Genomic DNA, 20,405 nt, shown 5'->3' with positions numbered 1-20,405 from the left:
AATTATTCTCTATTTCAATTAGGAATAAGAGAAGAAAAGTTGGCAGCACCTATGACGCTGCCAGCCTTCTTAAATAGAGAATAATTTATAGAATCTATTCTATAAAACGAGAAAGGGGTGAACTTATGAAGCCAATTATGGTAATAAGACTTGTTATTGATTTAGGAATGACATTTCTTATGTTGTTCGCAATGGCTTATCAGATTACAGGAAATACCATCCACGAATTACTAGGAGGAATCTTACTGGTCTTTTTCATTGTGCATAATATTTTAAACAGACGATGGTATAAGACTATTATGAAAGGGAAGTACAATCTGAGACGTCTACTAAAAGTAGTAGTGAATTTGCTATTTCTCGTATCGATGGTTGTGGTGCTGATTAGTTCCCTGCCAATATCACAGGACATATTCCCTTTTATGGAAGTAAACGATGATATGATTTTTCGACAAATACATGTTATAACAGCCTATTGGGGATTTATTTTCATGGCTATTCATATTGGGGTTTCCTGGGGGGTTATTGTTAATTCAATGCGTAAAATGACTGGTATTTCAGGGGGAAGTCGTATCCGTTTGATTGGATTGCGTCTTGTGGCAGTACTCATAGTTATTTATGGAGTAAAGACGTCCTTCGAAAGAGATTTGGAATCTAAACTAGTCATTTATGATCCTTTTGCTAGTTTCCTACTTGCTGATTCCGTTCTTGGATTTCTAGTTGATTACCTTTCTATTATGGGCATTTATATTAGCGGAACTCATTATGCTCTAAAATTTGTTCAGAAGAATGAAAAGGTAAGAGGTAAATGACTTATTAATAGATAGATATTAAACGAGATATTAGTATACAAAAAACCTAGCTGCCTTCTTGGTAGCTAGGTTTTTCTAATTTAAACCATCTTCAGGATTTTATTGGTTGTTCAACTTCGGCTCTAAGTCGTTTTATGTCCTCTATTGGCGGGAAACCAAACATTCGGGAATATTCTCTACTAAATTGTGATGGACTTTCGTAGCCTACTTGAAAAGCAACATCGGAAGCATCCGTTGTCTCTGATAATAATAATCGACGAGCTTCCTGTAATCTTAGTTGTTTTTGATACTGTATAGGACTCATCGCAGTAACTTCCTTAAAGTGTCTGTGTAGGGATGAAACGCTCATATTTGCAATGTCGGCAAGCTCTTCCACTCGAAATGGTCTATCATAGTTTTTAATAATTTGGTCAATAACATTATGTATGCGGTTTGTACTACTTGCCTCAATGGCTATTTGCTCCAGCGCCATGCCATTTCGCCCTTGTAGGACACGGTAGAGAATTTCCTTTGTGACTAATGGGGCAAGGACTGGAATATCATTGGGGTTTTCTAACAATCGTACAAGTCTAAGTACTGCATCTAATAATGCTGACTCAATTTTATTGATATACATAGCTCTTTTAGTATTGTTCCTGGCAACAGTCCTTATACCAGCATCATTCAAAACCTCTAGTATTTGATTTGGTGTGAATTCGAGTTTCAGGGACAAATAAGGATCGTTGTTGGAAGCCTTTAAAACTTGACCAGTAACTGGTACATTATGGGAGGTTATAAGATAGTCGGAAGGACCATATATATATTGGTCTTGTGCAAGATAAACTTCCTTTAATCCTTGAACAACTATACATAATGAAGTTTTATGAACTCCGTATGATGGACCAATTTCACTTGTTTGCCGAGAAAAAAATAAAGATGGTATTGCTGTTTGGTGTGTTCCATTTATATTTGAATACCCTCTAATAAAATCCGTTAGCTCTTCATATTGGCTATAAATTGGATTAGGCATTAATATCCTCCTTTTAATTTTGGATTAGTTGTATTATATAGCATGCTCTAGCTGTATGTAAGTAGTCTTGAAAGGATTAGGCAAACATTTGAAAGGAATAGGATAACAGAGAGTAAAGATACGGGGCATAATATAATTAACAAAGGTAATTGTCGAAAGAAGATGGTTAAAGAAGCTGGAAAAATCATTACGAAATAGTTTAGAATTATTGGTCATAGGGAAATTACTTTGAGGTGATGATAAGTGTTTCAATAGAATTTAGTTTTAAGATTTTCCTTCAGTTATAAATGGATAAATTTAGAGCAGATAAAAAAGAATAGAAACACAAGAACACTCGGGGGAAATTGTAGGAAGAAAGAAACGATGTTATTAATAGTTGATTATATGTAGAGATAAAATAACAAAAGCAGGAGTCTTATTTATGAATGCAGAAATTCCTTTAAACTATACATTTTTCTTTGAGGCAATAGGATGTAATTGGGAAGTCGTGACCATAGAGCCATTAGAGAAAACATTGGAGTGGAAAATTCTAGAACGGATTGAACAGTTTGAAAAAGTATACTCCAGATTCCGAGTTGATTCTCTAATTTCTAAGGTTGCTAACGCATCTTTTGGTGGGATTTTTGAGTTTCCAGAGGATTCACTTGAGCTATTCAATCTCTATGACCAACTCCATAGGTTAACATTAGGTGCTATAGATCCACTTATAGGACTAGATCTTGAACTTCTAGGGTATGATCGAAAATACTCCTTACAACCAGCTTCAGACAAAGTTAGAGCAAAAGCACATATCTTGGGAAGACCGAATTGGTCAAAGGATGTCATACGTAAAAAGCAATCACTAGTAACGAAACGGCCATTTGTAATTGACATAGGTGCAGTAGGCAAGGGATATCTAGTAGATATAATCTCATCCATGCTCCTTCAAGTAGGACATAATGATTTCGTTATTGACGGCAGTGGAGACATCCTTCACTTGGGGCACACAGGTACTATGATTGGACTTGAACACCCTTTTAATCCTGAAATAGTAATAGGGGTAGTTAACATTAAAAATAAATCCCTTTGTGCTTCAGCAGTCAATAGAAGGTCATGGGGAAATGGTTATCATCATGTTTTTGATGGGCGAACTGGCATCCCAGTTAAAGATATAGTTGCTACGTGGGTAATTGCGGATACAACGGCAATTGCTGATGGATTGGCTACTGCATTATTCTTTGTAAGTGGGGACATACTTACAAAGGATTTTGATTTTTCCTTTGTAAGAATGTTTTCAGATGGTTGCGTTGAAATATCGAAGAATTTCGAAGGGGATATCTTTACGTAAAGATAATTAGGATAATTATCAATCTTAAGAGGGAGTGTAAAATCTAAATTGAATAAGAATATTTTATATAAAACAATATCAGGAGTAACGATATCGCTGATTTTATGCTCATGTTCTATAAATAAAGAAGATGAAATTAAAACGACAAAGGTTAACAATGTTAGTTCTAATCGTTCTAAAACAAATATTAATCTAGAAACTGACTCCGACTATAGAGATGGTGAATATCAAGCTACTGGCGAATATGGAAGTCTGCCTTCATCTATTACAGTTAAAGTTACGCTTAGAGATAAATTAATTACTGATGTTGAAGTTACCCCACACGCGACGAATGAAACTTCCCTCGATTTGCAAAAACGCTTTGCAAAAGCAGTTCCAAAGGTTGTGATAGGTAAGAGTATTGATGAGGTTAATGTGGGGCGACTTGCTGGTTCGAGTGGTACCCCAGATGGATTTAATAATGCAATTGAACAGATTAAAGAACAGGCAATAGACACTCCCCACAAAACAGAATAGATAAACATGTAAAGAGATGTCTTCTCTTCTTTGAAATTGATTGTGATTACTATCAGTTGTATTTCAAAAAATGAGAAGAATAGGCAAAGAATAGGTAGGAATGTGTTACCTAATGAGAAACTAAATAAGTCATAATAAATAGGTGAATCCTTTCAGTATTATTGTTGCTTGATTGAAAGGAAGGGGATGATACAACTTGAATAATACTTGGAAAATTTACATGCTCGCACTAATTAGTTTCTTTGTAGGCACCTCCCAATTCGGGATTGTAGGAATGTTAGATAAAATTGCTGAATCTGTTGGTGTGTCCGTATCAACTGCTGGCCAACTTGTTACAGTATTCGCACTTGGAAATGCAATTGGAACACCTGTAGTAATGGTTGCAACTGCAAAAATGAGCCAGCGTAAACAATTGTTACTGGCTCTATCAATTATCTTAATAGGAATCATATCAACACTGGCTTTTACGGGCTTTGGCTTTTTAATGGCATCTCGTGTTCTACTTGGAATAGGATCTGGTGTATTTGTAGTTACTGCCTATTCTATTGCAGCAAAACTTGCCTCACCTGGCAAACAGGGTGGGGCAATGGCCAATGTCGCGATGGGCTATAGCTCTTCTCTTGTATTTGGAGTACCAATAGGACGTGTTATCGCTGGATCTTATGATTGGAAAACAATCTTCTGGATTATCGGTATCTTTAGCTTACTCTCAGTATTTGTTGTTGCAAAAGCTATTCCAAACTTGGAAGGAGAAGGGGCTATGCCTTTCAGCAAGAGAATGGCTCCATTAAAAAATCCACAAATTGCAGTTACGCTTGGAGTTACCTTCTTTATCTTTATAGGCTTTTCGGTTGTCGATACGTATATAACTCCCTATTTGACAGAAATTATGCCTGCGGCTAAACATGAAATAAGTGTCGTTCTTTTTGCAATGGGCCTTGCAAGTGTAGTTGGTTCTAAAATAGGTGGTCTATTCGCTGATCGTTTTGGTACCTTTCGTACACTCATGGGCTCCATGTTGCTCCAACTTATAGCATTAGTATTGTTATCTGCTGGTTCTAAGTGGATAGTCTTTTCGGTTGTTATGTTAATGCTTTGGGAAGTTGCCGTTTGGATGTTTGGTCCAACTCAGAATTTTAATTTGGTATCTCTAGCACCAAAGGCATCCGGAATAGTGCTTAGTCTTAATAGTTCTTTTGTTCAACTTGGTTTTGCAGCAGGAGCAGGTATTGGAGGTATTACAGTAAGTAGCATTTCTATTATGGTAATCACTTGGGTCAGTGCGATTTCAGTTGTGTGCGCCTCAGTTCTTTTTATTTTAGCCCGTTCATTATCACGTTCTGAGCTATTAACAAAAGAAGGTAACAATCCTTCACATCTTTAAAAGTATTCGAATGCGTGTAAGAAAGTCAATTTGTTTCTAAAATAATTAAATGGAGGAATTAACATGAAAAATGTAACCTTAAACAACGGTATTGAAATTCCAATTTTAGGATTCGGAGTCTACCAAATTCCAAAGGAAGAAACAGAACAAGCTGTAATTGATGCAATTAAGGCAGGATATCGTCACATCGATACTGCTCAATCATATATGAATGAATCTGAAGTTGGACAAGGTATAAAAAACTCAGGCATTGACCGAGAAGAATTATTTATTACAACGAAAATATGGGTTGAAAATGCATCTTATAACGGAGTGATGGAATCATTTCAAGGGTCACTTAATCGCTTAGGTTTAGATTATGTGGATTTACTGCTTATTCATCAACCTTTCAATGATGTTTATGGTGCTTGGAGAGCAATGGAGGAATTACACAAGGCGGGAAAAATTCGTGCAATTGGTATTTCAAATTTTGCTGTTGATCGTGCTGTTGATTTAGCAGAGTTCAATGAAGTTACCCCAGCTGTAAATCAAATTGAAATCAATCCATTCCAGCAACAAACTGAAGCAATCGAGGCTTTAAAAGCTGAAGGTATCCAACCAGAAGCCTGGGCACCTTTTGCTGAAGGGAAAAATGGTATCTTCACAAATGAAGTGTTAACTTCAATCGGTAAAAAATATAACAAGTCAGTTGCACAAGTGATTGTTCGCTGGTTAGTGGAAAATGATATCGTGGTTCTGGCCAAATCAACTAAACCTGAAAGAATGGCTGAAAACATTGATGTCTTTGATTTCCAACTTAATGAAGAAGATAAGAAAGCAATCGCGACTCTCAATGTAGGTGAAAGCCAATTTTTCTCTCATGCTGATCCAGCTATGATTAAATGGATGGCCAGTAGAAGAATCGAACTTTAATCTGAATACGCTGTTTACGAAGCCCTAATAAACAGGATTCGTCTTATTTAATACCACATCTCCTATCAAAAAAGAACAAGCAGTAGGAAAGTGTACTTTGCGGATGGAAATCAATATCCTCTTGAGTAATTATATGGAAATAACCATATTCTTACTTGAGAGGATATTTTATTTGTATATAAGTGAATAAGCCATATAAATTGCTGAATCTAAATGAAGAATATTATCCGCACTTTAGGAAATTATATCTGATTTTTTAATCGTAATTATACTATAATAGTTATTCGGGTGTTTTGTAAGTATAATTCTAAAAGTGTAGACAAACTACCTTAAACAGCTTTAATTAAATAAGGAAATAAATGCTCTTAATGCATAAGGGATATATTCGGTCTTTTTCCAGGCAATTCCTAACTCTAGATTTAAATTGCTTGTTTTTAAAGGGATTGTAGTAATCGCTAATTGCTTTATATTATTACACGTTTTTTCTGGAAGTATAGATATACCTAGTTTGGAATTAACCATTTCAAGCATAAATTCTTTTTGTGAACTTTCTAAAACAATTTTAGGGTGAAAATTATAAAGAGAGCAGTATTCAATTAATTTAGTGTGTAATGAAAAATCTTTTCTTAACATAATAAAAGGTTCATCTTTTAATTCATTAATAGAGACTATTTTCTTAGCAGCAAGCGGATGATCTGAGTGTACGACTAGTCTTAGAGGATCCTTCATAATCTGCTTTATGACTAAGTTGTTTTCTGAATGAATTTGACTGCATATTAGTCCAATATCTAAGTTACCCTCTTCCAATTCTGCCTTTATACTATTTGTGCCTATTTCAAATAGATTTAAGTTTATTTCTGGATATAAAGTTAAATACTTTGAAATATATTCAGTGAAATAAGTTGTCCCAATGATAGGTGGAATACCAATATTTAGTTCCCCATTTTTTAAATTAATTGTATCTTCCAGCTCTAGCTTTATATTGCTGAAGGAATCTAAGATAAAACTAGTATTTTTGAGAACAATTTTTCCTGCATCAGTTAATGTTAAACCTTTAGAGGTTCTTTTAAATAACATGATATTAAGTTCTGCTTCTAGTTTGCGAATTGCCTTACTGATAGCAGGTTGGGATACATTAAGATACTCTGATGCTTTGGTGAAATCTGATGCTTTGGTGAAACTTGAGTGTTTAACTACCTCTGCAAAATATTCTATTTGTCTAAGCTCCATTATTACTCCCTTCTACTAGCAAATATTAATAAACTTATTGTACATAAAAAATAATAAAAATAAATTTTCGTGTAAGAAAACCTAACAATATAATTATATAAAACGTGATTATTAGTATGTTATAACTAATAGTTATGAATCTTATGAATTATAGGTTCTTTTATTTATTACTAAGGCTATCTATAATAGACATTAATCAGCTAAGTTATAAAATATAACATTATGGAGTGATGTAAAGTATAAAAAAATTCCCTTTTATTATGACTATATTTTTTCCTGATATTTAGAGTATTAGTACTTGTAGTATTTTTAATCACCATTTTGAGAGCGTGGTGGGATATTTTAACGACATTGAGAAGGGGCATATAGAGCAATAGTTTTAATAGAAAAAGATGCGGATGATCTTAAAAAAGATAGTTTCGTAATTTCCTTATATAGGAAAAAGTTTATTGGTAATAGGAGAATAAGATGAAGTATAAATTTCTCTTAATAAATTAGGTCACAACTTAATCAGAGTAAGTGAATTATCCAAAAGATAAAACAACATGCAAATGTGAGAGGTGATATAAATTCTCTTATAAAAAAAATAGAATTCTGAATATTTAGTTTTATCGGAGGTGTTCAATTGAAAAGGTATTTAAGTAAATATTTATTTCAGATTATACCCGTTCTTTTTATTATTTCTTTTATCGTATTTGTACTTGTTTATTTAGCTGGAGACCCAGTATCTTTAATGTTACCAGATACTGCTACGAACGAAGAAGTAGCTACTTTAAGAGAAGCTTTAGGGTTAAACCAACCCTTTTTAATGCAGTATTGGATATTTCTTAAAAATATGATGACTGGTAATTTTGGCGAATCATTTCGTTATAATATGGATGCTTTAGATATTGTGCTGGATAGGCTTCCGGCATCTGCACAATTGGGCGGATTAGCAATGTTAATAGCGATAATTATTGCAATACCACTTGGTGTTTGGTCTTCCACTAGAAAAAACTCTTATGTTGATCTTTTTATTACAGGCACATCTGTATTAGGAAAAGCTATGCCAAATTTCTGGCAAGGGCTGATGCTCATTCTATTATTTGCTGTATTATTTCCTATATTCCCTGTTTCTGGAAGTGGGACATTCTGGCATATGATTTTGCCAGCATTGACGTTAGGTGGCGGAACTGCAGCAGAAATGACAAGATTAATTCGGTCAAATATGCTTGAAGCACTAAATCAAGATTACGTTCGTACAGCAATTGGCAAGGGGCTAAGAAATTATGTGGTTATATATCGCCATGCATTTAAAAATTGTTTAATTCCAATTATCACTATTATGACGGTTCAATTGCCTTTTCTCATTGGAGGATCTTTAATAACAGAAACTGTTTTTGCTTATCCAGGTATAGGTCAACTGCTTGTCCAAGCAGTTAACTCTCGTGACATGTCTATTGTCCAGGCTGGCGTTTTTATAATATCGATATTAGTAATTGTTATGAATATGGTGGGAGACATTTTATATAGAATCGTTGATCCAAGGATTAAATATGAATAAGAAGGAGGTAAGAAACAGTGACTATTAATACCCAAAAAATTAGCTCCCCTGTACAAGTATCCTATGAAATTGAAAAAAAAGTTAGTCCAATTAAAAGATGGTCAATGCTCTTGTTTAAAAGCAGGACAGGTTTAACTGGGTTAATCGTAGTATTACTTGTTATCTTATTGGCTATATTAGCTCCAGCTATTTCGCCGCATGATCCAGCTAAAGTTAATTCAGCTAATATTTTAAAACCTCCATTTTGGGTGGAAGGTGGATCAGCAGAATTTATTCTTGGGACAGATAATTTAGGAAGGGACGTTCTTAGCCGAATTATTTATGGATCAAGAGTATCCTTGCTTGTCGGTATATGTGCTGTAATATTGTCAGGAGCTATTGGGGCATTCTTAGGGATAATCTCTGGTTTCCTTGGAGGCTGGATTGATGCAGTGGTTATGAGAATTACAGATGCATTCTTAGCCTTACCAAGCATCTTAATAATGTTAGTACTTATCGGAGTATTCGGACCTAGTTTAATAACATTAATTCTAGTAATGGGGTTTACAGATTGGGTTTCTTATACAAGGCTTGTACGCGGAGAAGTTTTAAGTCTGAAGGAAAGAGATTTTATAAAGGCTGCCCATTCAATAGGAACCAAAAAAAGGTCAATCATGACTAAGCATTTACTGCCAAATATTTTTTCAACCTTTATTGTAATATCAACTTTGAATGTGGCATCAGCAATAATATCAGAATCTTCACTAAGTTTTCTTGGCCTAGGAATACAACCGCCAACCGTTTCTTGGGGATATATGTTAAGTGAAGGGCAAGCGTATCTATCTACTAGTTGGTGGATTGCTACTTTTCCAGGTATAGCTATCACGATTACTGTTATAGGGATTACTTTCTTAGGAGATTGGTTACGAGATGTAATGGATCCATTTCAACAAGGAGGTCGATCTTAATGAATTCTTCTAGGGAGGTATCTGTTATATGAATCTTTTATTAGATGTAAAAGGATTAAAAACTTACTTTTATACTGAAAGTGGGAAAATACCAGCAGTAGACGGTGTGTCATTTCAAGTAAATAAAGGGGAAGTAGTAGCCATCGTTGGTGAATCAGGTTGTGGAAAAAGTATAACTTCTTTCTCTATTATGGGCCTTGTAAAGGCACCAGGAAAGATAGTCGATGGTGAAATTTTGTTTGGAAACCATGACCTTACTAAAATGAAAAATAAGGAAATAAGAAAATTGCGTGGTAATGAAATTTCCATGATATTTCAAGAACCATTATCCTCATCAAATCCATTGTTCACTGTTGGGTTCCAAATTAGCGAAGCGATTAAGCTACATCAAAAGGTTGGAAGAAGAGAAGCTCGCAATAAAGGAATAGAGATGTTAAGAAAAGTTGGTATACCAAGAGAAGAAAAAGTTTATGATTCTTATCCACATGAATTAAGTGGTGGTATGCGACAACGTGTGATGATTGCGATGGCACTATCCTGTAATCCTAAACTTCTTATTGCGGATGAACCGACTACTGCTTTGGATGTAACCATTCAAGCACAAATCCTTCAATTAATGAAAAAGCTCAGGGATGAATTAGATACTGCAATAATCTTAATTACCCATGACTTAGGGGTTGTTGCAGAGATGGTGGATAGAGTAATCGTAATGTATGCAGGACAAGTTGTGGAGCAAGGGGAAGTGTTCGAATTATTTGCTGATCCCAAACACCCTTATACAAAGGGACTAATGAAAAGTACACCTAAAATTAATGAATTAAAGGAAGAATTGCAAGCTATTAGAGGCACTGTTCCAACTCCGTCTGATATGCCAAAAGGTTGCCGGTTTCATCCAAGATGCCCTTATGCGATGGAAAAATGTATTCAGCAGGAACCCAATATTAGCGAATTAAAAGTAAATTATCAAGTTCGTTGCTGGCTGCACGAAGAAGGAGAGGTGGTTTTGAATGAGCTTGAGGAAAGAACAGCCATTACTAGAGATTAAAGGTCTAAAAAAGTATTATGATATTACAAAAAAATGGTTTCGCAAAGAAAGACAGTATTTAAAAGCTGTAGATGGGATTAATTTGAAAGTGTATACAGGAGAAACACTTGGAATTGTAGGGGAATCAGGTTGTGGAAAGTCAACTACAGGCAATGCCATTTTAAGATTAATAGAAGCAACTGAAGGAGAAATTTTAATTGAAGGAAGAAATTTAAGAGATTTATCGGAGAAAGAAATGAGGGAACAGAGAAAAGATATTCAAATGATATTTCAAGATCCATTTTCTTCTTTAAACCCAAGAATGAGGGTATTTGATATTATTTCTGAGCCTTTAATCTCACATAAGATTGCAAAGGGAAGGGAACTCAAAAAGCGTGTAGAAGAGTTAATGGACGTTGTTGGTTTAAGTCCAAGCTACGCATATAGATATCCACATGAATTTAGCGGGGGACAAAGACAAAGAATTGGCATTGCAAGAGCGCTAGCATTAAATCCGAAGCTTATTATATGTGACGAACCGGTGTCTGCATTAGATGTATCAATACAGGCACAAATATTAAATCTCCTTACTAAATTACAAAGAGATTATAACCTAACTTATGTATTTATTGCACATGGTTTGCCAGCAATTAAACATATTAGTGATCGAGTTGCTGTGATGTACCTTGGGAAAGTAGTGGAATTAGGTACAAAGGAGCAATTGTTTCAAAGTCCTCTCCATCCATACACAAAAGCATTACTATCAGCAGTGCCAATACCTGATCCTACGTATAGAGACAAAAAGGAACAAATTATATTAGAAGGGGAGTTACCTAATCCAGCGAATCCACCAATAGGATGTCGATTTCACACAAGATGCCCCTATGCAAATGAGAAATGTAAAATGGAAGAACCGGTCATTATTGAGCATGATAGTCAACATTCAGTAGCTTGTCATTACCCTATTTTACAAAATAAAAGTAGAGAATTAACTCTTGAGACGATAACATAAATATCCCTGATCTCTTAAACAATTAAAACATTAATCTATAAGCTTTTCTAAATAAAAAATCCAATGCAAAAGTTCTAAATAGTATGTTCCTATATTATTTACTAATAATAAAATAAGGTGGTTATATTTTTGAAAATAAGGCTATGTAATATACGTTCATTTTTAATCGTACTAGCGATGATGACAATGTTATTCATAACTGCTTGTAGTAGCAATGGCTCAACTAAAGTAGATAATAATGGAGAAGCAGAAGGTTCTTCTAATACCATCAAAGTAGGTTTATCAGGAACAATTTTGACATTTGATCCACAAAATAATGGCAGTCTTGGTTCTCCCATTATGAACATTTACGATACTCTTTTCAGAATGAATGATAAGGGAGAATTCTTGCCCTATTTAGTGTCAGAGTATAAAAGGGCTAATGATACAACATGGGAATTTACTCTAAACAATGGCATAAAATTTCATAATGGAGAAGAATTGACATCAGAGGATGTCAAGTTTACCCTTGAGCGTGTCATGAACGATGAATCCTTATTAGAAAATAGTAGATTTGTTACTATAAAGGAAGTAAAGGTCAAAGATGATCTTAATTTTGAAATCATAACGAATGAACCAGACCCAACATTGTTAAATCGCTTGGGAATGATGGGGGCTAGTATTCTTCCTAAGGATTATATTGATAAAAATGGCATAGATTACTTCTTGCAGCATCCAATAGGATCAGGTCCATATCAAATAAAAGAATACCTTGTGGATAATCAACTAACTTTACAAAAGTTTAATGATTATTTTAGAGGGGATGTATCCAATTGGGATGAGGCGATACTTAGAATACTTCCAGAGGCAGCAACCCGTGTGAATGAATTATTAACTGGAGGCGTTGACTTTATACAGGAAGTTCCACCTGCTGAATGGACAAGAATAAATGATAATAAAGGCACTAAAGTCATTGAAGCTGACTCCAGCCAAGTAATGTCACTTATAGTGAACCAAAATAAACAATTTCCTACTTCCAATCCAAAAGTACGCCAAGCAATAGATTATGCAATTGATAATAAAGCGATAATAGAAAATATATTTCAAGGAAATGGAACTCCTACAAGAACCTCTATTGTTCCTGGTACTGCTGGTCTTAATGAAGACTTATATAATACTTATCGTTATGATTTGGAAAAATCAAAACAGTTATTAAAAGAGGCTGGGTATGACAAGGGAAATCCACTTGAATTGACATTTCAAGTACCACAGGGACGTTATTTAATGGATGCTGAACTAGGTCAAATAATAGCTGGAATGCTTGAAGAGGCTGGCATAAAAGTTAAAATTCAAATACTAGAAAATAGTAAATATGTAGAGATTAGAAATAGCGGAAAAAATGATGCTTTAATGCTTGTTGGTTATGGTAATAGTATGTTTGATCCATATTTACCTTTGGATTCTTTCCATTCAGAAAGATATCCAGAACGTCTAGGTTATAAGAATCAAAAAGTTGATGAACTTTTAGTCAGTGCCATTTCGAATTTGAATACAGCAGAAAGAATGGAACAATATAAGGAAATTCAGCAAATTGTAGCTGAAGAATTACCATACATTTATCTTTATCAAGAACAATACTATAATGCTGTAAATGAAAAAATAGAATTTAACCCGCCAATAAACAAAGACATACTAGTGGAAAACATGAAGAAGAAAGAATAATTATTACTTTATTCATCAGGTTTATTATCTGAAATTTCGAAATATATTGGGTGGTATAGATTGTACTGCCCTGCTATATTTCTAGTAAATATATGAAGGAATATATATTTATTGTACACAAAAGATAGGAGGTTCTTATGATTAAAGATAGTATAAATATTAAGATTAATAAAGAACGTCTCTTCAACCGTTTGATTGAACTGGGTAATATCGGAAAAGGTGTGTCTGGTGGTGTTTCCCGTATTGCCTTTTCCGAGGAAGACAAAAAAGGACTAGAATTAATAGAATTATATATGAAAGAAGCGGGATTATCTGTTAGATATGATTTCGCGGGAAATTTAATAGGACGAAAAGAAGGAGAAAATCCAAGTGCTCCTGTAGTTCTTACTGGTTCACATAGTGACACGGTCTATGAAGGAGGAAAATTTGACGGCAGTTTAGGAATTATAGGTGGAATTGAAGTATTACAAGTAATGGAAGAGCAGGGTATTATAACGGAACATCCAATTGAGGTCCTTGCTTATAGAGATGAAGAAGGATGTCGATTTAAAGCAGGTTATTCTGGCAGCAGAGCAATGACAGGCAAATGGAATAATGAAACACTTAACCATATGGACAGTAATGGAATGACAATTAGAGATGCATTGAAATTAAATGGGCTTGATCCAAATAAAGTTCAAGAGGCTCGACGATCAAGGGAGTCGATAAAAGCTCATGTGGAACTTCATATTGAACAAGGAAAAGTTTTAGAACAAAAACAGCAGTCGGTTGGAATTGTGTCAGGTATATGCGGGTCATCAAGAGGAAGGATCCTATTAAGAGGGGAAGCTGGCCATGCAGGAACTACTCCTATGAATATAAGAAGAGATCCTCTAGTTGCTGCTGCAAAAATCATACAATTGATAAATGAAGAAGCTAATAAAACCCTAACAACTGTAGGGACTGTAGGTAAATTAGAGGTCTTTCCAGGGGGAGCCAATGTAATACCAGATAGGGTAGAGTTTTCAGTTGATATAAGGGACTTGCATGATAATGTACGAAATACTGTTGAAGAAAAAGTGTTGTTGAGAGCAAAGGAAATATGTCGGGAATCAGGAATTGATATGGAAATTTTAGTATGGCGAAAAGGAGAATCTAAGCTATGTTCAGAGTCAATCCAAAATATCATTAAAGATGCTTGTTTAAAATCTAATGTTGATGTTTTTAGTCTTCCTAGTGGAGCAGGACATGATTCAGGGAATTTTGAGGGATTTTGTCCAATGGGTATGATTTTTGTTCGCTCTAAGGATGGTGTAAGTCATCATCCAGCAGAGTGGAGTTCACCTGAGGATTGTGTAAATGGAACAAATGTCCTTTTTCATACGCTTCTTGATTTAGCTATTTTGGTAAAGTAATAAAATATATTGAAAGAGAAGGGGATTATATTGAATATAGGTTGGATAGGATTAGGCAATATGGGAAGGGTAATGGCAGAGAATTTAGTGAAAGCAGATCAACGATTATTTATATATAATCGAACAAAAACAAAGGCTGAGTCACTTGTAAATATCGGTGCTACTTTTTGTGAGGATCCAAGTAAAGTAGTCTACTTCAGTGATGTTATTATCACAATGGTTTCTGATGATGATGCAGTGAAGTCGGTATATAGTTCTGAAGGAGGATTACTTAAGAATGGTGATGTGCAAGGAAAATTATTTATTGATATGAGTACCGTCTCTCCTGAAACTTCCCAATCTATAGCAGACCAGTGTGAAAAAATGGGTGCATATTTTTTAGACGCTCCTGTATCTGGGAGTGTGAAGCCAGCGAAAGAAGGCAATCTTGTAATCATGATTGGTGGAAAAAAAGATGTGTATGAAAATGTGTTACCATTGTTTGATATCCTAGGCAAGAAATCCCTCTATTTAGGTGATAACGGTTCTGGGAGTATTGCTAAATTAGCTATAAATCTATTATTAGGAATTACTATTCAAGGCATAGCAGAATCTATTCTCTTTGCAGAGAAACATGGAATAACAAGAGAAGAGATGATGACAATAATTAATGAAAGTGCTGTAGGGACAGATATATCTCAAATTAAAACTGAAAATATATTAAAAAATGAATATCCTGCAGCTTTTCCTCTTAAGCATATGACAAAGGATTTGGGTCTTGTAAAAAATACAGGTACGATTTCGCCTTTAGCAAAAGCTGTAGAGGAAGCTTTCCGTTTAGCGTTGGAAGATGGCTTAGGGGAACAAGATGTTATGGGGATTACAGATTATTTATCAGAAAATAAATTTTCAAAATTAACCTAATTTAATAAATATGTGGGGGAAGGTAGGTCCCCATTTTTTCTAAAGTAGACTGGTTTGAAAAAATAAACCAAAGTCTACGTATTGTTATAAGGATGGTGGGAGAAATGGATAAGTTATCTATTGCTGTAACTGGTGATGCCTTAGTGACACAGAGATTGCCTAGGGAAGATGAAAGACTTATAGCTTTAAAGGAAATATTGGGGATGACTGATGTAAGATTTACAAATTTAGAGACTTCTATACATAGTTATGAGAACGATATTTACCCCTCGAAACATAGTGGGGGTGATTGGATAAATGCTGAACCCGCTGTATTATCAGATTTAAGTTGGCTTGGTTTTAATATCATGTCTTGTCCTAGTAATCACAGTTTGGATTGGTCACATAGTGGTCTATTGAGAACTATGGAAAATTTAAATCGTGAACAAGTTGTTTATGCTGGCATTGGTAGAAATCTTTCCGAGGCTTCACGTCCAAGATATCTAGAAACTTCTAAAGGAAGGGTGGCGATTATTGCTGTCAATACAACCTTCCGTGACTGGCATCCAGCTGGAGAACAGAGAAAAGACTTTATTGGTAGACCTGGAATTAATCCTCTTCACTTTAGGACTATTCATAAAGTAAATGAAGAACAATTAAATGTTTTAAAAAGAGTGGCAGAGCAAACGGAAATTAATAAACGTATTTTGAATAATGAAGATGGACTATTTAAGTTTGGAGATTATTTCTTTGAAGCAGGTGATTCCGGAACTTATACAGTAATGAATCCATTTGACGCAAAGCGCATAAAAAAATCAATTTCAGAGGCATTGCGTCAAGCTGATATTGTTCTTGTAAGTTGTCACTCACATGAAATGAGAGGTTTGCAAAAAGAACAATTGACTGATTTCCAAAGAGAATTTGCTCATATGGTTATTGATGAGGGTGCCCATGCGTATATTGGCCATGGGCCGCATGTTTTAAGAGGGATTGAAATTTATAAAAAGAGACCCATTTTTCATGGACTGGGTGACTTTTTTTACCAAGCTGAACTAATAGAAAGACAACCAACTGAGTTTTATGAGAAATACGGTAATTTGTATGAAGAACATTGTACTGCGGATGGGTATGATTTTCGAGTGAAGTCGGGAGGAATAATGAATAATGAAACAAATCCCAAAACCTATGAATCTATCATAGCAACTTTTGATATTTCAGATAACCATGTAAATAATATTGTTTTACACCCCATTACTTTGGGATTTGACCAACCTAGGTCTAAAAAAGGAACGCCTGAAATTGCTAAAAAAGAGGCAAGTGAAAGAATTATAAGTGAACTTCAACATCTATCATCATCTTTTGGTACGGAAATTGAAGTAAAAGATGGCAAAGGAATAATAACTAATTTAGTTTATTAATTAAACTTATAGTTTTCTAAAAAAATATTTATATTAAATAGGAGGATTTTATATGACACTTTTAAAAATGACTTCAGGAAATTTTGAATTTATTATAAGAACGGAAGAAGGCAATACTCCGGAATCATGCAAATGGCTATTGGAACAATTGCCTCTTAAAGTACAAATGATTCAAGGAGCTTGGAGTGGATCCGCTGTTTTTACAGATCTTAATTATATTGCTATAGACGTTCCTTTTGAAAATGCAACTAGCTATCCTTCACCCGGACATATTTTATTATATCCGGGTGATAAAAAAGGAAACTCAGGAGAGATTTATATGCCATATGGCGGCAATCGATTTGCTTGTCCAAGAGGCCAATTGGCAGGAAATCATTTTTTAACAATTGAAGAAGGGATAGAGCAGTTAGCGGAATTCGGAAGAAAAGTTCGATGGGAAGGTGCACAAGAGTTAGTATTTGAATTACTAGACTAAAAATTTATTGGATTAAAACTAAAAATCATTATTTGGTGAAAAAGTTAGCCTCTTTGTTTGATTACAAAGGGGCTATTAAAAGTTTAATAGGATAAAACAAGATTTTTAGGGTGGGTTCATGTCCTAATTATTATGAAAATAATAAACTATAGGGGGAATCATCTTTATCAATTGCAATTCCTGATATAATGCTTAGATTTTGTAATGTTCTGCTGTCCCAACAGCCAGATAAAAATATGGGAGTACAGCATTGGAAAAGCAGTAAAAAAATATTACGTTTCATTTGCATCACTCATAGGCTTTTTATTTGTTTTCTTTCCTCTTTGCTTGATTGCTCTAGGAGAATTTCCTTTTTTTAATTAAACGAGGGCGTTTCGTCATAAATGGCAGGGGTACACGGATAAGGGAATCTTTTAAATCTGCTAATATGATTGGAGGAAAAGGAGCTAAGTAAGGTACTCCGAATGATTGCAAACTGCAAGGATATGCAACCAATACAATTACTTCTTTTCAAATTCAAAAAAGCACATAAGATACCCAATATCATAAAGTAGAATCGAAGCAAAAGTTTTTTCATCTGTAATGGCATAATGTTTAATTCTGCTGTGAATCAAAGATGTATTTGTTATAAGTGATTCTGTAAAACTGTCTCTAGGATCATGTACAGAAGGATCTGTCAAGGTTCTGTAATAGATTTTAATTCTCTACTTTGAGCAACATATGCAAGCGCCTTGAAAGGGTATATAAAAAATAACCTTCCGTTTCTTTTAATTTAGAAAAGGCTGTCCTAGAGATAGTCATTTTTTTCTAAAAGTTAAGATTTTTTTATAATATTGGGTTTTTGCTATGGAGCTATAGGGGGAGTTTCGTTTAAGAAAAATCCTATATGAAATAATTTCTAAGAAAAATATATAAGAAAAGAAGGTATTAAGATATTTCTTTAATATTAAAACAAGGAATCAAATGAAATATTAGGTGCTATTACCATTTTAATAGATAAAAGTAAAAGGTGAACTTGGTTATTGGATAGGTAGAGATTATGGGGGAATAGTTTAGCGATGGAAGCGAGTAAGTAAGATAATATATTTTGAATTAACTAATTGAATGTAAATAAAATTAGGGCATTAGCTATAACAAGAAATATAGCGTTAGTTTTAGAGAAAGCTAGACTACAAAAAGTAGGAACATTAAGGTAAAATAGACTTTTACCTAGCGAGTAGGAAATTGTTTATGTTTATGGCATTTTACGAGCAGAATATCAAGGATACTTAATCAACTAACGGCATGCGTTTGGTGATTATAAAGTGAGTATCTTAAAATGGTGTTTTTTATGGTACCACTTTTCTACCTATCCAAATGAACAATTTTTCTAATAATTTAGTATGATACATAGTATTGTGAGGACTTTTCAAATGATAGACAATGAATTTTTACCAAGTATAAAGCTTTATCGTATTATTATTGGCATATTTATTACATTAATGAGTGGCGGGTTAGTATTAATTTACATAGTAGATGATCGAATCATTTCTTTCTCTTTCATTTTGCAATTTTTATTTGTTTTGAGCATTTCTACTCTATTAATCATTTTTCCGAAAAAGGACTCAGGGAATTTTAGAGCCATGATTATTCTTTTGATGTCTGCCTACTTTTTCTTTATGTTTTTACGGTTTCCAGACAGATTTGCTTTGATATTGCTTATTTGTTTTATCCCAGTTATTCCAGTATTGTTTTTACATATAAAATTATTCTATATTACATTGGTGAGTAATATTACAATAACGATTAGTGTTATTATCTATTTAATGAAGTATGGTACACATAGTATACATACTTACAACTATTTGGACTACACTGGAGTAGCCATTAACTTCTTTGGTATACAGCTTTTGCTACTTTTCCTGTTCCTTCTCTTTCAAAAAAAGATGAAGGAACAAGAGTTGTATTACGTTCAAGTGAAGCAAGATGAAAAGCTAAAGACAACTGGACAGCTCGCGGCAGCTGTTGCACATGAAATTCGCAATCCTATTACGGTAGTGAAAGGATTTATCCAACTGCATGAAGAGGATAAGGAGCTACCAGAACATATGAGAAAGCATTATAAATTGATGTTGGATGAGTTACAAGTTGCAGAGACAGTTATTTCTGATTTTTTATCATTGGCAAAGCCGGTGAAAACGGAGACTGAGGTTATTTCGGTCAACCTTGCACTTCATACAGTGATGGACTTACTAAATACATATGCAATGATTGATACGATTCATATGGAGTTAGAAATGGAAAATGACTACGAAATCCAATGTAATATCATGGAGTTTAAGCAATTATTTGTAAATCTATTGAAAAATGCGATTGAAGCTTCCCATCATGGAGATACGATTCGAGTAAAAGTAATAGGGGAACAGGATAGAGTGAAAATGGTGATAATCGATAGCGGTGCAGGAATGAGTCAGGAACAATTAGAGCAAATAGGAACTCCTTTCTATTCATTAAAAGCCAAAGGAACAGGATTAGGCTTAATGATCTGTTATAATATTATCCAAAAGTATGATGGAACGATTAACTTTTGTAGCGAGGAAGGAAAAGGGACAGAGGTTACGGTGACTTTTCCGATTGTAAAAGCCAATAGTTAGGAAATTATCATTTTAATAAGTTTGTTGTGAAACGTCTAAAAACTTGTAAATAAGGATTTAGACGTTTTCTTTATTAATAGGACAATTAAGCTTAAGAAGAATTAACGCTCATTTTATAGGAGAAAGCTTAGCTTTTTACAAAGGATAACAGCATGCTATTTCGTTTACAGAATAACATTTAGTTTATTT

19 protein-coding genes are annotated in these 20,405 nt (G+C 34.2%); 15 read left to right on the top strand and 4 right to left on the bottom strand.

Annotated elements, in window-relative coordinates:
• The first annotated feature begins 125 nt into the window (after positions 1–125).
• Positions 126–809 (top strand): DUF4405 domain-containing protein, encoded by a 684-nt coding sequence (locus tag RTL21_RS07840; RefSeq protein ID WP_312095003.1) that lies wholly within the window; start codon positions 126–128, stop codon positions 807–809.
• A gap of 91 nt (positions 810–900) precedes the next feature.
• Here RTL21_RS07840 and RTL21_RS07835 read toward each other — a convergent pair whose 3' ends face one another.
• A complete protein-coding gene (locus RTL21_RS07835; RefSeq protein ID WP_312095001.1) occupies positions 901–1,818 on the bottom strand; it encodes an AraC family transcriptional regulator in 918 nt (305 codons plus the stop codon).
• 421 nt (positions 1,819–2,239) lie between these two features.
• Here RTL21_RS07835 and RTL21_RS07830 point away from each other — a divergent pair, with 421 nt between their 5' ends.
• The 4 genes from RTL21_RS07830 to RTL21_RS07815 all read left to right on the top strand — a co-directional run bounded on the left by RTL21_RS07830 (position 2,240) and on the right by RTL21_RS07815 (position 5,957).
• Positions 2,240–3,145, top strand: a complete 906-nt coding sequence (locus RTL21_RS07830; RefSeq protein ID WP_312094999.1) for an FAD:protein FMN transferase — start codon at positions 2,240–2,242, stop codon at positions 3,143–3,145.
• Between the two features lie 48 nt (positions 3,146–3,193).
• A complete protein-coding gene (locus RTL21_RS07825; protein WP_312094998.1) occupies positions 3,194–3,661 on the top strand; it encodes a hypothetical protein in 468 nt (155 codons plus the stop codon).
• 196 nt (positions 3,662–3,857) lie between these two features.
• Positions 3,858–5,045, top strand: a complete 1,188-nt coding sequence (locus tag RTL21_RS07820; protein WP_312094996.1) for an MFS transporter — start codon at positions 3,858–3,860, stop codon at positions 5,043–5,045.
• Positions 5,046–5,108: 63 nt separating this feature from the next.
• Positions 5,109–5,957: an aldo/keto reductase gene (locus RTL21_RS07815; protein ID WP_312094994.1), complete on the top strand. Its 849-nt coding sequence runs from the start codon at positions 5,109–5,111 to the stop codon at positions 5,955–5,957.
• Between the two features lie 339 nt (positions 5,958–6,296).
• Here the strand turns inward: RTL21_RS07815 and RTL21_RS07810 are convergent, their stop codons facing one another.
• The gene (locus RTL21_RS07810) at positions 6,297–7,187 is read right to left on the bottom strand and encodes a LysR family transcriptional regulator (protein WP_312094992.1); all 891 of its coding nucleotides are present in this window, start codon (positions 7,185–7,187) and stop codon (positions 6,297–6,299) included.
• Between the two features lie 625 nt (positions 7,188–7,812).
• Here RTL21_RS07810 and RTL21_RS07805 point away from each other — a divergent pair.
• The 9 genes from RTL21_RS07805 to RTL21_RS07765 all read left to right on the top strand — a co-directional run bounded on the left by RTL21_RS07805 (position 7,813) and on the right by RTL21_RS07765 (position 17,583).
• Positions 7,813–8,730: an ABC transporter permease gene (locus RTL21_RS07805; protein WP_312094990.1), complete on the top strand. Its 918-nt coding sequence runs from the start codon at positions 7,813–7,815 to the stop codon at positions 8,728–8,730.
• Positions 8,731–8,747: 17 nt separating this feature from the next.
• Positions 8,748–9,677 (top strand): ABC transporter permease, encoded by a 930-nt coding sequence (locus tag RTL21_RS07800; protein WP_396954427.1) that lies wholly within the window; start codon positions 8,748–8,750, stop codon positions 9,675–9,677.
• 28 nt (positions 9,678–9,705) lie between these two features.
• Positions 9,706–10,722 (top strand): ABC transporter ATP-binding protein, encoded by a 1,017-nt coding sequence (locus RTL21_RS07795; RefSeq protein WP_312094988.1) that lies wholly within the window; start codon positions 9,706–9,708, stop codon positions 10,720–10,722.
• Positions 10,685–11,713, top strand: coding sequence for an ABC transporter ATP-binding protein (locus RTL21_RS07790; RefSeq protein WP_312094986.1), 1,029 nt, complete (start codon positions 10,685–10,687; stop codon positions 11,711–11,713). Before RTL21_RS07795 ends, RTL21_RS07790 begins: the two co-directional genes overlap by 38 nt.
• A gap of 129 nt (positions 11,714–11,842) precedes the next feature.
• Positions 11,843–13,414, top strand: coding sequence for an ABC transporter substrate-binding protein (locus tag RTL21_RS07785; protein ID WP_312094984.1), 1,572 nt, complete (start codon positions 11,843–11,845; stop codon positions 13,412–13,414).
• A 137-nt stretch (positions 13,415–13,551) separates the two neighbouring features.
• Positions 13,552–14,808 carry a Zn-dependent hydrolase gene (locus RTL21_RS07780; RefSeq protein WP_312094982.1) on the top strand — a complete coding sequence of 419 codons (1,257 nt, stop codon included), beginning with the start codon at positions 13,552–13,554 and terminating at the stop codon, positions 14,806–14,808.
• A gap of 30 nt (positions 14,809–14,838) precedes the next feature.
• Entirely contained in the window at positions 14,839–15,711 is an 873-nt protein-coding gene (locus RTL21_RS07775) for an NAD(P)-dependent oxidoreductase (RefSeq protein WP_312094980.1), read from the top strand.
• 104 nt (positions 15,712–15,815) lie between these two features.
• On the top strand, positions 15,816–17,108 hold the full coding sequence (locus RTL21_RS07770) for a CapA family protein (protein WP_312094978.1): 1,293 nt from the start codon (positions 15,816–15,818) through the stop codon (positions 17,106–17,108).
• Positions 17,109–17,160: 52 nt separating this feature from the next.
• Positions 17,161–17,583, top strand: a complete 423-nt coding sequence (locus tag RTL21_RS07765; protein WP_312094976.1) for a DUF3830 family protein — start codon at positions 17,161–17,163, stop codon at positions 17,581–17,583.
• 130 nt (positions 17,584–17,713) lie between these two features.
• Here RTL21_RS07765 and RTL21_RS07760 read toward each other — a convergent pair whose 3' ends face one another.
• Positions 17,714–17,866 (bottom strand): hypothetical protein, encoded by a 153-nt coding sequence (locus RTL21_RS07760; RefSeq protein WP_312094974.1) that lies wholly within the window; start codon positions 17,864–17,866, stop codon positions 17,714–17,716.
• Positions 17,867–17,919: 53 nt separating this feature from the next.
• Complete coding sequence (locus RTL21_RS07755; protein ID WP_312094972.1) at positions 17,920–18,078, bottom strand: spore germination protein; 159 nt, start codon at positions 18,076–18,078, stop codon at positions 17,920–17,922.
• A 917-nt stretch (positions 18,079–18,995) separates the two neighbouring features.
• On the opposite strand from RTL21_RS07755, the gene RTL21_RS07750 reads away from it, so the two are divergent.
• Positions 18,996–20,216 (top strand): HAMP domain-containing sensor histidine kinase, encoded by a 1,221-nt coding sequence (locus RTL21_RS07750; RefSeq protein ID WP_312094970.1) that lies wholly within the window; start codon positions 18,996–18,998, stop codon positions 20,214–20,216.
• The last annotated feature ends 189 nt before the right edge of the window (positions 20,217–20,405 follow it).

It is taken from the genome of Niallia sp. (genome assembly GCF_031978665.1).
Classification (GTDB): Bacteria; Bacillota; Bacilli; order Bacillales; family Cytobacillaceae; genus Niallia.
Note: the sequence above shows the minus strand (reverse complement) of the source record. Positions and strands in the feature narration are given on the sequence as shown.

What these genes read in the sequence shown, in the direction of transcription:
- RTL21_RS07840 (WP_312095003.1), top strand. Translation starts at nt 126, where the DNA reads ATGAAGCCAATTATGGTAATAAGACTTGTTATTGATTTAGGAATGACA.
- RTL21_RS07835 (WP_312095001.1), bottom strand. Translation starts at nt 1,818, where the DNA reads ATGCCTAATCCAATTTATAGCCAATATGAAGAGCTAACGGATTTTATT.
- RTL21_RS07830 (WP_312094999.1), top strand. Translation starts at nt 2,240, where the DNA reads ATGAATGCAGAAATTCCTTTAAACTATACATTTTTCTTTGAGGCAATA.
- RTL21_RS07815 (WP_312094994.1), top strand. Translation starts at nt 5,109, where the DNA reads ATGAAAAATGTAACCTTAAACAACGGTATTGAAATTCCAATTTTAGGA.
- RTL21_RS07810 (WP_312094992.1), bottom strand. Translation starts at nt 7,187, where the DNA reads ATGGAGCTTAGACAAATAGAATATTTTGCAGAGGTAGTTAAACACTCA.
- RTL21_RS07795 (WP_312094988.1), top strand. Translation starts at nt 9,706, where the DNA reads ATGAATCTTTTATTAGATGTAAAAGGATTAAAAACTTACTTTTATACT.
- RTL21_RS07790 (WP_312094986.1), top strand. Translation starts at nt 10,685, where the DNA reads ATGAGCTTGAGGAAAGAACAGCCATTACTAGAGATTAAAGGTCTAAAA.
- RTL21_RS07780 (WP_312094982.1), top strand. Translation starts at nt 13,552, where the DNA reads ATGATTAAAGATAGTATAAATATTAAGATTAATAAAGAACGTCTCTTC.
- RTL21_RS07770 (WP_312094978.1), top strand. Translation starts at nt 15,816, where the DNA reads ATGGATAAGTTATCTATTGCTGTAACTGGTGATGCCTTAGTGACACAG.
- RTL21_RS07765 (WP_312094976.1), top strand. Translation starts at nt 17,161, where the DNA reads ATGACACTTTTAAAAATGACTTCAGGAAATTTTGAATTTATTATAAGA.
- RTL21_RS07760 (WP_312094974.1), bottom strand. Translation starts at nt 17,866, where the DNA reads ATGAAACGTAATATTTTTTTACTGCTTTTCCAATGCTGTACTCCCATA.
- RTL21_RS07750 (WP_312094970.1), top strand. Translation starts at nt 18,996, where the DNA reads ATGATAGACAATGAATTTTTACCAAGTATAAAGCTTTATCGTATTATT.